Below are 13,713 nucleotides of genomic sequence, written 5' to 3'. Positions count from 1 at the left end.
CATGCCGGACCTACCAAATTCTATCGCTGTATGGATGGACGGGCAGTACCAGGTGTTTGAATACGCAAGGAATTAGTCTCATGAGCGCACGAACCTTAGTACGCGGGCCGATTGTGCGGCTCGCCGCAGTGTCTCTGGGGTCGAACATCGTCGACGGGATCCGAGTCGCTGCCTTCGCCGTGCTGACCACCGCATATGCCGACTCGGCGCTGGAGGTCGCACTAGTTGCCACCGTAGCAACGTTACCTAAGGTGCTCCTCTCCATACCGATCGGCGTCATGCTCGATCGATGGAGCAAGTTGCGCACCCTGTACCTGGTCAACCTAGCCCGTGCACTCATTTTAGTGGGGCTCGCCGTGGCGCTCCACCTTGGCGCCGGGTCGATCCTGCTGCTTTGTGCGTTCGCCTTATTCTTCGGCATGTTAGAAGAATTATATGACGCGGCGTCAGTACTGGTCGTCCCCGATCTCACAGAACCTAACCAGTACCTGAAGTCGAATGCCACCATCCGATGGGCGCAAGAGCTTGGCAATGGTGCTATCGGGCCGTTTATTGGCGCTACCTTGGTAGGATGGTCCGTGACAACGCCATTCACTTTGAGTGCAGGGGTATTGCTCATCATTGCGCTCGCACTACACTCTCTTCAGCGCTCACACGTACTGACGCCTGACCAGTCGTCAGCCGAGAGACAATGCGATGAGGGCAGGCAGGGGGACGCACGGGACGAGTGCGCAGCGGAAGTTAACAGCCAACCGACGGCCACAACTATTGAGACTCGCACGCGCACTTTCATGAAGGAACTGTGGGACGGTCTTGTTGTGACTTGGCGAAATCCGTTCGCTCGCAACATTGTGGCGGTTTTCGGGATCTGGAACCTCTTCGGTTGGATGCCGGAGTCTATTCTCGTTGTTTACGTCATGGAGGCGCTGGAAGGTGGCGGCGACACCTACGGCCTTCTGTTAGCCATCACGTCCGTCGGCGCACTGGTCGGTGGACTTGCATTGCTAGTAACTCCCGACACAGTGAGCGTTCGTTGGGTGACCGTCCTGGCTCTTGGAGTCTACGCACTGACTCTTGCTGTTCCGGGAATCTGGCCCAGTTTCTGGGTCGCCGCGGTGGCCTTCTTCGTTCAAGGTCTCCCGCTGGTGCTGTTGAGCGGCGCGCTGTCAGCTCAGATACAGTTGACGATCGATCGACGCTTCCTCGGCAGGGTCTATGCGGTCATCGGTACGGTTGGCAGCCTCGGCACGACGGTGGGCCTGGCCCTGGGAGGCGTGGTCGCCGATCTTACTTCAACGCCTTTCGTTTTTGTGCTCGGCGGAGTTGGTATTGGCTTTGCAGCATTAATGTCCGGCTTGACCTTTTCCTCGACCACAGCAAGCATCAAAGACGATTAAGTCCGACGCCCAGCTTGTTGACAAGACTGGAGCCCCATACCGCCTGACGCCCGCCGTGCACATCCCGGCCGAAGTCGCCCAGGAGTTGGTGCTCGAAGGATGGCTGGAGCGGATCGTCCGGGAAACGGCGGTTAAGCTTTTGGTGCTGCCCGATGTGGGCCCTTCAGCCAGCACCGCGCTGAGCTCGGGCCCCGGCCTTCAGTGGTCGTACTCGCGGTGGACGCCGCCTCCGACGCTGGCCGCCAGGATGCCGCGGCCCCGGGCCAGCAGCCGAGCCCCCTTGGCCGCATGCTGAGGACTCCTGATGAGGGTTCCACCGGCGGTTCGCAGGCCGCCGATGACGATGCGCACCAGGCCACCGGCGGCGGCCCGGGCCCGGATGGCCGGCTGAGCCCCGCCACCGGCCAGGGCCAGCTCCACGCGCACCGAGGTCGCGGCGTGGGAGCGCTGTCGCCGCAGGATCCAGGGGCGAGTGAGGCGCGAGGCCGGCACGTGGTCGCGCACGCGCGCCTCATCGCACCAGCGGATGACGCCGCCGGCGGCGCTCAGCCGGCGGGTGAAGAGCGTGTCCTCTCCCCCGGTGGCGCCGAAGGCCTCGTCGAAGCGCAGCCCGGCCCGGCGCACGAAACCCAGGTCCAGCAGCAGGCAGTTGGAGGCCGCCACCGGGCGGACCGTGCCAGTGGGCCAGGTCCTGCGTACGAAGAACTCGCCCTGACGCACCCACGCCTCGGGCTCGACCTCGTAGACGGGGATGACGGGCCCGGCCACCGCCTGGCAGCCGGTCGAGGCCCACAGCCCGACGAGGGCGGCGAGCCAGCCGGGCTCGGGCTCCTCGTCGTCGTCGATGAAGACGAGCAGGTCGCGCCCGCCGGTCTCATCCAGGGCACGGTTGCGCACCGCCGCCACACCGGGCTTCTCCTCGACGACGTAGCGCAGGCCCACGGCCTCGGGCTCCTCCGGCGCCTCCGCTGAGGAAAGCACCGGTACCCCGGCGTCGGCCGCTGCGGCGAGGGCGGCCTCACGCCCAGTGCTCTGGGCGTCGTTGTCGATGACGAGGACCTCGACGTCGCTCACGCCCCTCCCGGTTCCCCCGTCCCCGTCGGCCGCACCCGCGGCATCGCCCTCGGGTTCCCAGGCCTCGACGCGCGAGCCACCGACCAGCTCCCCGGCCTGCTCCAGGACCCCACGGACGGCCCGCTTGAGATCCTGGGGACGGCGAAAGGTGGGGATGGCGATCGTCAGCCGGTTCATGCGTTCCTCCTGCCGGGGCGTGCTGTGCTCCTCCGGCGCCGGGGGCGTCCGTACTCGCGCACGTGGACGCCCAGAGCGCCCACGACCATGCCCAGTCCCCCGCGCGAGGAGACCTCGTAGCGGGCCTGGGCGGGCACGTCACCGCGGATGCGGGCCACACCGGCGCGCGCCCCGTCGATTCCGGCCTTGGCCAGTCCCTTGGCGCCATAGCCCAGGCGCAGCCTGAGGCGCGCGAGACTGCCGGAGGCACCGCCGTCGGCGGGCCCGGCCGTGTCGATGCGCACCCGGGCCCAGGACGAGCCCGAACGCAGGGAGCGCTCCAGCACCCAGGTGCGCCGGGCGCGGGCCGCGGGCACGCGCTTGGTGACCACCGCCCCGGCCGCGAAGCGGATGACGCCGCCGGCGCGGGTGAGCTGGCGGGTGAACAGGGAGTCCTCGCCGCCGGTGAGCCCGTAGCGCGGGTCGAAACGCAGCCCCAGGTTTTCGACGACGGCCAGGTCCAGGAGCAGGTTGCCGGTGTCGGCACTGCGGACCTGGGCGCCGTCGGCGGCCTCCCAGGAATCGAAGGCACCTGAAGCGACCACCCACGCTGAGGGGGCGACCTCGAAGGTCGGCGGGGTGGGGCCGGTGACGGCGGCGCAGCCCTGGGCGCGCCAGGTGCTCACGAGGGCCTTGAGCCAGCCCGGTGAGGGGATCTCGTCGTCGTCGATGAAGATGAGGGCGTCAGAGCCGTGGGCCTGGCTCAGGGCCCGGTTGCGGCCGGCCACGATGCCCGGCTCGGGCTCGTGAACGTAGACCAGCCGCGACGCCGCCACCGCGTCCGAGTCAGCTGACCCGGAGGGCCCTGCCTGCCCGGACGATTCCGCCGCCTCCAACTGCCCGCCGGCCAGCGCCGCCCGGGCGGCCTCGACGACGGCCCTCGCCCCGGCCTGCGGGTCGTTGTCCACAATGAGCACGCTCACCGTCGTCTGCGCGTCACAGACGTCGTCGGCCTGCGCCAGCAGCTCGGGGATCACCTGCGCGAGGTAGTCGTTGCGGCAGTAGGTGAGCATCGCGATGGTCAGGTGCACGTCCAGCCCCGTCCTTCCTCCCGCCTGCCGGCGGATCGCGGCGTGATATCAGGGTCTAACGGTACTATCACGAACCGGGTGCGCCCCTCGATGGGAGCACCCGAGCCACGACGTCGCCCCGCACCCGGAAGGCTCCTGCTCCGATGACCTCCACCCCAGACCCCGCCCAGGGCGCCGAGACCGCCGAGACCGCCGATCCGAGCGCCCCCGATGCCGGCGCCCCCGCCCAGGCTGTCGAGATCATCGAGGCCCCCGAGGCTCTCTCCGGCGGCGAGCTGCTCTCGCGCACGGCGGTCATCGTCGTCAGCTACGACTCGGCGGCGCTGCTGGAGCGCACGCTGGCGCGCGTCGCCGAGGACTCCCCAGAGGCCCGCATCATCGTCGTCGACAACTACTCCACGCCCGCCGCCCGCGAGGAGCTGGTGGCGCTGGCCTCCTCACGGGGCTGGGAGACGGTCCTGCCGGAGACGAACACCGGCTTCGGTGGCGGCATGAACCTGGGGGCAGCCAGGGCCCGCGAGCTCGGCGCCGACCTGTTGGTCCTGCTCAATCCCGACGCCGTCATCGCCCGGGCGGACCTCATCCGCCTGGCGGCCAGGGCGCACGCGGACCGGCTCGCCCTGGTGGCGCCGGTGCTCAAGGACTCCAGTGGCCGCATCGTCTCCGACGGGATCGTCGTGTGCCTGGCCGACGGCTCGATGCGCTCGCGCCGCTCACCGCGCCCGATTCCCCCCGGCGGCACCCAGCCGTGGCTCTCGGGGGCCTGCCTGGCGCTGTCGGCGGACCTGTTCAAGGCCGCCGGCGGCCTGGACGCGCGCTACTTCCTGTACTGGGAGGACGTGGACTTCTCGGCCCGGGTGCTGGCGGCCGGGGGCAGCCTGGCCCTGGTGCGCGACGCCGTGGCCGTCCACGATGAGGGCGGCACCCACTCCGAGGACGACCAGTCCGACCGTGCCAAGTCGGACATCTACTACTACTACAACGTGCGCAACCGGCTGCTGTACGCCGGGCTGCACCTGGATCGGGCGACGCAGCGCCGGTGGGTGGCCACGGCGGGCCGGGCCGCTCGCGAGATCGTGCTGCGCGGCGGCAGGCGCCAGCTGCTGAGCACTCGCCGCCCGCTCATCACGGCGGCGCAGGCCACCCGTGACGGGATGAGGCTCCTGCGTGCCGCGCGCCGCGGTGAGCTGCCCGACGTCGACGTCCCCCTCATCCGCGACTGACTCAGCCGGCGCTCCGACATGTCTTGCCTCCCTCACTGTTGAGACGCCGCTCGGGTGGGATGCCAGGGGCGGGCAAGGGAAGCGGTCTGGTGAGGCGCCGGTGTCCATGGCGCTGACATCAAGACTGCGCCGACGCCGCACCCCGCAGAAGAACCGCGGCATTCCAACGATCTTCACTGGGCGCTTCGACGGCGGAATCGTTAATGTCAGCGCTGTGGACACTGGGCTGCCGGCGACAGTCGATTCCGCGGGGTCTTGGCGGCAAGACCGGGCACCCTGACCTCGGGGCCGGCCTCTCCTTCCCCTGCCTTGTCCTGCCGGCTCCCGCGCAGGGGCCCGGAGGCCGTGGCTCGACGTTACCCCTGGCTCACGTCCCAGCCCGAGCCGGTCTACTCCACGAGGGTCGGGAGCCACTGGCCAGGGGTTGTGCGTACTGCACGAAGGCCCCACCTACCCGAAGTTCCCCCAACTCTCCCCCAGTCGCACCCCAGGCTCGTGCAGTGCGCACCAGGCACCTCCCAGGCAACGGGGAATGACCAGGCCCGGCCCGGGCCGTCCGCCCGCCTCACAGGTAGTGGGCGCGCAGCTCCTCAGGGCTCGTGGGAGACAGGTCGGCGAGCGTCACGTCGAAGACGGTGCGCGCACCGGTCTCACCGCGGGCAGCCAGCCTGGCCACCGCTCGCGCCGTGGCGACCAGGACCGAGCCGGTGAACTCCGGGTTGGAGTCGAGCTGGAGCTCGAAGCTCACGGTCTCGGCCACGCCCTCGGAGGTGTGCCCGCGGCGGATGACGGAGCCGCCGTGCGGGATCCCGGCGTGCTCGGCGGCCAGCTCCTCGGCGGTGATGAAGGTGACGGTGGTGTCGTAGTCGGCGAAGTAGTTGGGCATCTCCACGATCTCCCGCTCGATGCGGGCCCGGTCGGCACCCTCCTCGGCCACCACGTAGCAGTCTCGCGTGTGCATGGAACGGGTGGTCAGCTCGACGTCGTCGCCGGCCTTGACGGCGGCGATGGTGGCCTCCACCGGGCGGGTGTACTGCTTGGCGTCGACGACGCCCTCGATGCGGCGCAGGGCATCGGAGTGCCCCTGGGAGACGCCGGGCCCCCAGAAGGTGGTGGTGGCGCCGTCGGGCAGGACGGCCTCGCCCAGGACCCGCAGCATGGAGAACAGGCCCGGGTCCCAGCCGGCGGAGATCAGGGCGACGTGGCCCGAGGCCTTGGCGGCGGCGTCGACAGCGGCGAAGTGCTCGGGGATGCGGGCGTGGGTGTCGAAGGAGTCGACCGTGTTGAACAGGGTGGCGGCGGCCGGGGTCTGCTCGATCAGGTCGGTGGCCGAGCCTCCGCAGTTCAGGCAGACATCGACCTTGTCGGCCCAGGCGGCCATGTCGTCGACGTGGGCGACGGGCGCCCCCTGGGTGGTGACGGTGGCCGGGTCGCGCCGGGTGAAGACGACGGCGACCTCCATGTCCGCGTTCTTGGTGATGGCCTGCTCGACACCGCGGCCGAGGTTGCCGTATCCGTTGATCGCTACCCTGAGCATGGTTCCTCCTAGTGGGTTCTCACTACAAGTGATGATCCTAGGGACGCCCCGTGTTGCCTGCGTGTGACATGTCGGGGAGTGACCGTCTGACCGACAGGGCTACACGTGCCTGTCGGGGTCCATGCGTTGGTGGAGCACACGGATCACGTCAACGCCACCATCACTGATGACGTAGAAGACGACATGGCTTCCGACGGCGCGGCTTCGGTAGCCGGGACGTACCTCGTCTCTGGGATGCCCTCGACGAGGATCGTCTGCGAGTCTTTCCAGACACGTCTGAAGATCACGCAGATAGACCTCGGCCTGCTGCAGCCCCCAGCGCTCTTCGCTGTAGTCCCAGATACGTGACAGATCGCGGCGCGCAGCCGGGGTCAGACGGTAGGTGCTCACGACGTCCTTGCCGCCTTGGCGGCGATGAAGGCGTCGAAGTCGAAGGGCTCCGCCTGTCCGCTCGCCTCACCGGATGCGAGTGCCTCGCGCAGCGCCGACATCTCTGTCTCCTGGTCCTCCAGAAGGCGCAGGCCGGCGCGGATGACCTCGCTCGCGGACCGGTAACGTCCGGACCCGACTTGGCTCGCGATGAATCCGACGAAGTGGTCATCGAGGCTGACGGAGGTGTTCACTGACATGCCCTTAACCTACCAGTTTTTGGTATGACACGAGCGGTATCGCACCTCGGCGACACCCCCTCGCGGCACGCGAGCAGAACGGGGCGGGCCGGGAAGATCAGCTCTTCCCGGCCCGCCCCGTATGCGCGCTGCGCTCGACGGCGTCAGTGCTGCTTGATGGTGACCTTGTCGACTGACAGGGTGACGGTCTCCGGTCCGGCCGAACCGGACATGTAGGTGGTCAGCCCGACGGTTCCGGCCTCGTTGAGGGTCTTGTCGTTGTCGACGGCCTCGATCCCCCACTCGGCGGGCTCGGCGTCTCCGGCCCAGAGCTTGGTCTGGATGTTGGTCGACTCCGCGCCGTCAACCACCATGCGCAGGTGGAGCGGCTGACCGGCCGTGTAGGGCTGCTTCATCACGTAGGAGCCCAGGGAGGTCTCCTTGCCCTTGACCACGCGCGAGACCGTGACCACCGGGTTGCCGGTGCTGCCGATGCGGACCGTGGCCTGGTACTGGCCGGCCTTGGTGGTGCGGGCGGCGTAGGAGATGAAGGCTCCGTTTCCAGTGGGCACCGCGTCCAGGGAGAAGTCCACGACGGCGTCGGTGGAGGTCGACTTGACCGGGTCGGAGATGATGGAGGCCGAGGAGCGCGGACCGGCCATGGCGATCCGGCCGCTGGTGCCGTCGACGGAGAATGCCGCGGCGTTCCAGGTGGTCTTCCACTCACCGCCGGCCTGGGCCTTGCCCCAGCCGCCGTTCACACTGCGCTCGAAGGTGTCGTCCAGCAGGGCCTTGCCCTCGGGCTGCTTGCCCTTGTCCTTACCGTTGTCCTTGTCCTTGCCGGCGTTGTCCTTGTCGGCGTTGTCCTTGCCGTTGTCCTTGCCCTTGTCGTCGCCCTTGTCCGGCTCGACCTGCTTGCCGGTGGCGGCGGTGTAGTGCTCACCGATCTGGCGCGCCGACAGCGGGGTGCTGTAGACGGCGGCCTCGTCGATGTCGGCCTGGATGTTGGTGTTGGAGGGCTGGCCGTTGACACCGCTGAGGGCGTCCCCGCCGATGCGCCAGTAACCGGAGTAGCTCTGCCCCGCAGTCATGGCGCCGTCGAAGGCGGCGAGGTTGCCATCCACGTAGAGCATGGCGCCGGCGGTCGGGCTCAGGGAGGCCACGATGTGGTGCCACTGCCCGTCGTTGTAGCTCTTGGGAGTGGTGATGGTGGTCAGCTTGCCCGGGTAGAGCATGAAGCTGAGCGTGCCGTCATTGCGCATGTACACCATGCGGTCACGGCTCCACGACTGGTTGGCCGCGGAGGAGCCGTAGCCCATGATCTCGCCGCCCGAGGTCGAGGTCGTGCGGACCCAGGCCTCCATGGAGAAGGCGGTGGGGGCCTGGGAGGCGACGCGCGTCGCGGCGTGCGACTTGTTAGCGCTGTCCGAGGTCAGGCCGAGCGAGGCGCCCGAGCCCAGGACGGACCCGGCTCCGCGCTTGTAGGCCTTGCCGCGAATCGTCAGGTTGCGCTGGGCCACGAAGTCCTCGGCCTTGTCTCCGCTGGTCTCGTCGAAGGACCAGTAGTGGGCGGCGCCGTCAGCCAGGACGCGGGCGCCGTACTTGCTCAGGCCCTGGCCCTCAGCGGCCTTGACCGTCACCCAGTCCGAGACCGTGGAGGCCCCCCACTGGTCGGTCACCTGGACCCGGTAGCGGTGCGTGCTTCCAGGCTCGACGACGTCGGTGGCGCTCAGATCGGGGCGCTCCCAGAAGCCGGCGGTCGCGGTCTGACTGGTGACCGGCTGACCGTTCATGGCGTCACGGTAGACGTTGTAGGTCAGGGTCTTGTCGTCCCGGTCCCAGTTGGCCTTGAAGGACAGGGAGACGACCCCGGCGCGCGGCGAGCTGCCGGAGACCTTGAAGGCACCGCCCTTGTCCATGGGCCCCTGCTTGTTCGGAGCGATGTCGCGGCGGGCGAAGCGCACCAGTCCCTGCTGGGCGGTGCCATTGACGGCCAGGAACTCGCCGCCGTAGACGACGTACTTGTCGTTGCCCTCAACGGTCCAGGTCGCCTGGATGGCGCCGGAGATCTTGCCCGGCGTGAAGTCGGGGTAGAAGTTGAGGTTCGTGGTGGCGTTCTGGCCGGCGTAGTTCTTGTAGCCCGCGCCGTGGTTCTCCTCCACCGTTCCGGTGGCGGCGTTCGTATAGGCCACCGCGTTGTGGTAGTGATACGAGACGTCTGGGAAGCCACCGATGTTGGAGCAGTCGTGGGAGTGGCTGGCGGCGTAGACGACGTCGCCGGCGGGCAGGACGTCATAGGAGTCGCCGTGGCAGTCGGCCATGTAGTCGATGTCGCCGGTGACCCAGTTCAGGCGCATGACGCCCTCGAAGGTGCCCAGTCGGGAGTAGCTCGCCGCGTACAGGCCGTGCTCGTCGGCCTTGACGCTCATGACGGAGGCCTCGGCGCCGGCACCGCGAACCACGCTGGAGGCGTTGTTCTTGCGCAGGCTGCCGTCCTTCTCGAAGATGGCGATGCCGTGCCCGGGCTTGTCGCTGCCACCGACGGACTCGAAGGCGCCGCCGATGGCCACGGCCGAGCCGTCCACGGCCTCGACGATGCTGCGCACGTAGTAGTTGTCGATCTTCGGAGCGAAGTTCGTCAGCTGCTGGCTGCCCAGGTTGAGCGCTGCGACGCGCTGACGGGCCGAGGAGTTGATCTGGGTGAAGGCGCCACCGATGTAGAGGGTCTGTCCGTCGGGGGAGACGCTCAGGGCCTTGACGCTGCCGTTGGCCGCGGCGCCCAGCGGGGCGCGCTGACCGTCGGAGGCCCTGACCGCGCCGACGCGCCAGGCGGTCTGGTTGTTCAGCGTGGTGAACTCCCCGCCCAGGTAGAGGGTCTGGCCGTCGGCGGAGGCGGCGATGGAGTTGATGGTGCCGTTGGTGGTGGGCGCCCAGTTGAGGATCTCACCGGTGTTGATGTTGTAGGCCATCGCGTTGCCGCGCGGGGACTCGTTCTGGCCGGCCGGCGATCCTGCCGGCCTGACCGCGGAGAACTTCCCGACGGCGTAGACGATGTCGCCGACCACGACCTGGTCCCAGACGATGCCATTGATCTGGGCGGTGGGCAGGGCATCGGCGGAGACGGTGCTGGGAGTACCGGCGGCGCCGGCTGGGGCAGGGGCCGGGTCCGCGGCGGCTGGGGAGGCCGGAGCGAGCGTGACGGCACCGAGGGGAACGAGAGCCGCGGCCAGCAGGCCGCTCAGGAGTCGGCGGGGGAGCTTCACAGGTATTCCATTCAGAACATACTCAGATCACGGACACGCAACCTTACGAATGGCTGGTATTCCGCGCCCGGCACGGGTCGACGGGCGCGCTCATCGTACACCGTCGACAACTTGCGCGCCCCCGTTTTGGTGCACACCACAGAGCAGAACAAATCCGCCAGACACTGACCCTTCGTTCAAATCCCGCCACACTCCAAGCGTTTCAAGGACTGCGGGGCACTCATAAGTACCCGACATTGGTGCCGCCTTCTATATAGACGCGACTCAGGTTGCCTTCGGCGCCGGCTCGTCTCATGTCACAGCGAAGCAACGACGCCGACCCCCGAGCCGAGCCGCCCGAGCGGATCACCCCGCACGCCAAGGCGCCGTCCGACACTCACTCTCATGAGTACCGGACGGCGCCTGGAACAGACCCGCCGAAGAGGAGTCAAGCCTTGGAAGGCTCGCCCCGGATCAGCCGGCAGACCCCCGGAAGGTGGCGGCCCCACGGCCCGCCCCGAGGTCCACGACGACCTTGACGTTTCCTCGCCCCTCCGCAGGGATGACGAAGGCTCGATTAACAGTCACCGTCTGACCGGCCGCGAGCGTGGCAGGAACCGCGTCCGAGGCCGAGACGATCTCGCTGGCGGGCGTACCAGCACCCTCACCGTAGTTGACAGTGGTGGACAGCACGCTGGCCAGCGGCAGATCCTGGCCGGACTTGTTCGTCACCGTCACCGGAACCAGGACTCCAGCACCCCCCACCTCGCCGGGCCCACTGGCGAAGTCCTTCGCCTGCATCTGGCCCAGGGAGATCACCAGGTCCCCGTCAACGCGGACGGACTTGTCCAGGCCCACCTCGGGGTACTCATCCTTCGACAGATCACCGGTCTCGACGGCCTTGGGGTCGAGCGAGGAGGCGTCCGGAGTGGAGACATCCTCCGAGGGGGACGCAGGCGCAGCCGTCGGCTTCGCGGTCTGGACCGTCGGGGTGGCGACGTTCGAGGGGACGGCCTGAGCGGAGGCCGAGCCACTGGCAGAGGCTGCAGCAGAAGCGGAGGGACTGGCAGTGCTCTGAGACTTTCCGCCTCCACAGGCGGCCAGCCCCAGACCCAGTACCAGGACAGCGGGGAGGATCAGCATTCGAGTTCGTGACACGTGCCGAAGCGTACGACCTCCGTCGCGAGCCGCACCGCCCTCAGCGACCACTGAGTCGGGAAGCACACCACCACTGCCGATAGAACCGGAGGATTCAGGAGATACGCCGCGCAGGTCCGCAGACCGAACGGTTCTCATGGTCATCATCACCACTCGTCGTCCTGGTTGTCCCAGCCGCCCCGGCCCCAGCCATCCTGGCCCCAGCCATCCTGGTTGTCCCAGTCGTCCTGGTTGTCCCAGTCGTCCTGCTTCTTCTTGTTCTTCTTCTTGTTCTTCTTGTCCTTCTTATCCTTGTTCTTCTTGTCCTTGCCGTTGTCGCCGTTGTCCTTGCCGTTGTCGTCATTGTCGTTGCCACCCTCGTCACCGGGCGCAGCGGCGTTGGCGTCGCCCCCGCTAGCGGCGAAGCGCACGAGCCCCTGCTGCTTGGTGCCGTTGACCGCGAGGAACTCACCGCCGTAGACGATGTACTGGCTGTTGCCCTCGACGGTCCACACGGCCTGGCTCAGACCGCTGTACTCGCCGATCTGGAACCCGGGCAGGAAGCCGCTGTACTGCGTGGGGGCGGGCATTCCCGAGTAGTCGCTGTAGCCGCGAGCCGTGTTGGAGCGCACGGTGCCCGTCGCCGTGCTTGAGAAGCCGACGGCGTGATGGTAGGTACCGCTCTGCTCCCCGTCGGAGAAGCCACCGATGTTGCTGCAGTCGTGCGTGTGGCTGGCGATGTAGACGACGTCGTTGGTGGGCAGCACGTCATAGGTGTCGCCGTGGCAGTCGGCCATGAGGTCGATGTCCCCGGTGGTCCAGCTGGCGCGGAACATCCCCTCGAAGGTCCCCTCCTGGGAGTATCCGGTGCCGTAAAGGCCTCGGGAGTCCGACTTGAGGCTCATGATGCCGGAGTTCGTACCCGCGTTGCGGATGACGCTGGAGATGTTGGTGTGCCGCAGCGAACCATCCTTCTCCAGAACGGCGATTCCATAGGCGTCGGACGATCCGTCCACCGAGGTGAAGGACCCGCCGATCGCCACAGCGGAGTTGTCAGCGGCCACCGTGATGGAACGAACCAGGGAGTCGTCGACCTGAGGGGCGAAGCTGGTGACCTTGTTCGTCTTGAGATCCACAGCACCGGCGCGCTGCCTCGCGGAGGAGTTGATCTGGGTGAAGGAACCACCCAGGTACAGGGTGGAGCCGTCCGGAGAGAGCTCCAGATCCATCACCGCGCCGTTGGCCGAGGCCCCCAGCGGCTTGCGCTTGCCTGCGGCGTCCACCGCCGCCACCCGGTAGACGGTCTCATCGTTGACAGAGGTGAAGTTGCCGCCGAGGTAGATGGTGGAGCCGTCGGCCGACGCCTCGACCGCATGGATCTTGCCATTGACCTTGGGGGCCCAGTCCAGCAGCGCACCGGTCGTGATGTCGAAGGCCATGGCGTTGTAACGAGGAGACTCGTTCTCGCCGGCGGCCGCCCCTGCCGGGCGGGCGTTCTTGAACTCCCCGACGACGTAGACGGTATTGCCCACCACCGCCTGGTCCAGAACGATGCCGTCCATCTGAGCAGTGGGCAGAGGCTGTGGGGAGGCGAGAGCGACCTGCCCTGGGGCGGCGGCGGCCGGGGGCGCAACAGTAGGGGCGACGAGCGCACCGAGGGCGAGGGGGAGGGCGGTCAGGACCGCCCCCACACTGGAGGCAGCACGGAAAGGATGCACGAGTGCTCCGTTCTTAAGACGTGAGGGAACGTGGGTAAGTGGCGCGGTATGACGGGACGGCCCTGACTCAGCAAGACCGGCGCCGGTCACGAGAGTATTACAGCGATAACGCTTTGATAACGACCCCAGGGGCCTTTGTTCCAGCTCCCGTTGTGCAATCAATCACTTCTCACGCGACAGGGTGCGCCCCACCCACTTTTCTCACAGATAGACTCTCATTAACCGTCACGCAGTTCCACACCCGATTCTTGGCTGGAATGCTCAGCACTTGCCCAGGTGGTGTGGACCAGTCGAACGCCATCCCTCCACCATAGTTCTGGCACATCACCAGTGCGGCACCCCGAACCCGCGCTCCAGTGCACCGGAGGTATTCACGTGACGCTCCCTTCGGCACATGCCCGCGGTCGACTGCCCCTAGACTGCTGACCGGGTGTACCGGGCAGGCGCGGTACCACGAGCTCGTAGGCGCTCCGAGGGAACCTGCGACCTCAAGGGCAAGAGCCCAAGCCCCCGCCTCCTCGCCCATTGCC

Annotated in this window: 10 protein-coding genes; 2 read left to right on the top strand and 8 right to left on the bottom strand. The window is 67.8% G+C overall.

Annotated elements, in window-relative coordinates; genetic code table 11:
* The first annotated feature begins 80 nt into the window (after nucleotides 1–80).
* On the top strand, nucleotides 81–1,397 hold the full coding sequence (locus AB7V09_RS06785; RefSeq protein ID WP_419143303.1) for an MFS transporter: 1,317 nt from the start codon (nucleotides 81–83) through the stop codon (nucleotides 1,395–1,397).
* Nucleotides 1,398–1,595: 198 nt separating this feature from the next.
* On the opposite strand, the gene AB7V09_RS06780 is transcribed toward AB7V09_RS06785, so the two are convergent.
* Together AB7V09_RS06780 and AB7V09_RS06775 are read right to left on the bottom strand one after the other, a co-directional pair.
* Nucleotides 1,596–2,648 (bottom strand): glycosyltransferase family 2 protein, encoded by a 1,053-nt coding sequence (locus AB7V09_RS06780; protein ID WP_419143302.1) that lies wholly within the window; start codon nucleotides 2,646–2,648, stop codon nucleotides 1,596–1,598.
* On the bottom strand, nucleotides 2,645–3,718 hold the full coding sequence (locus tag AB7V09_RS06775) for a glycosyltransferase family 2 protein (protein WP_419143301.1): 1,074 nt from the start codon (nucleotides 3,716–3,718) through the stop codon (nucleotides 2,645–2,647). The genes AB7V09_RS06780 and AB7V09_RS06775 overlap by 4 nt, the downstream gene beginning before the upstream one ends.
* Nucleotides 3,719–3,861: 143 nt before the next feature.
* Between AB7V09_RS06775 and AB7V09_RS06770 the strand changes: the two genes are divergently transcribed.
* Nucleotides 3,862–4,941, top strand: a complete 1,080-nt coding sequence (locus AB7V09_RS06770) for a glycosyltransferase family 2 protein (protein ID WP_419143300.1) — start codon at nucleotides 3,862–3,864, stop codon at nucleotides 4,939–4,941.
* A 565-nt stretch (nucleotides 4,942–5,506) separates the two neighbouring features.
* Here the strand turns inward: AB7V09_RS06770 and AB7V09_RS06765 are convergent.
* From AB7V09_RS06765 to AB7V09_RS06740, 6 genes are all read right to left on the bottom strand, one after another.
* Entirely contained in the window at nucleotides 5,507–6,478 is a 972-nt protein-coding gene (locus tag AB7V09_RS06765; protein ID WP_419143299.1) for a diaminopimelate dehydrogenase, read from the bottom strand.
* Nucleotides 6,479–6,577: 99 nt separating this feature from the next.
* Nucleotides 6,578–6,868: a type II toxin-antitoxin system RelE/ParE family toxin gene (locus AB7V09_RS06760; RefSeq protein ID WP_003787556.1), complete on the bottom strand. Its 291-nt coding sequence runs from the start codon at nucleotides 6,866–6,868 to the stop codon at nucleotides 6,578–6,580.
* On the bottom strand, nucleotides 6,865–7,107 hold the full coding sequence (locus tag AB7V09_RS06755) for a type II toxin-antitoxin system ParD family antitoxin (RefSeq protein ID WP_075379422.1): 243 nt from the start codon (nucleotides 7,105–7,107) through the stop codon (nucleotides 6,865–6,867). Before AB7V09_RS06755 ends, AB7V09_RS06760 begins: the two co-directional genes overlap by 4 nt.
* A 143-nt stretch (nucleotides 7,108–7,250) precedes the next feature.
* A complete protein-coding gene (locus AB7V09_RS06750; RefSeq protein WP_419143298.1) occupies nucleotides 7,251–10,349 on the bottom strand; it encodes a LamG-like jellyroll fold domain-containing protein in 3,099 nt (1,032 codons plus the stop codon).
* 453 nt (nucleotides 10,350–10,802) lie between these two features.
* Nucleotides 10,803–11,486, bottom strand: coding sequence for a hypothetical protein (locus AB7V09_RS06745; protein WP_419143297.1), 684 nt, complete (start codon nucleotides 11,484–11,486; stop codon nucleotides 10,803–10,805).
* Nucleotides 11,487–11,632: 146 nt separating this feature from the next.
* Nucleotides 11,633–13,183 carry a hypothetical protein gene (locus tag AB7V09_RS06740; protein WP_419143296.1) on the bottom strand — a complete coding sequence of 517 codons (1,551 nt, stop codon included), beginning with the start codon at nucleotides 13,181–13,183 and terminating at the stop codon, nucleotides 11,633–11,635.
* Nucleotides 13,184–13,713 lie beyond the last annotated feature (530 nt).

This window comes from Actinomyces sp. SKVG-SVH-4(1), from assembly GCF_048514265.1.
In the GTDB taxonomy this organism is placed as follows: Bacteria; Actinomycetota; Actinomycetes; order Actinomycetales; family Actinomycetaceae; genus Actinomyces; species Actinomyces oris.
Note: the sequence above shows the minus strand (reverse complement) of the source record. Positions and strands in the feature narration are given on the sequence as shown.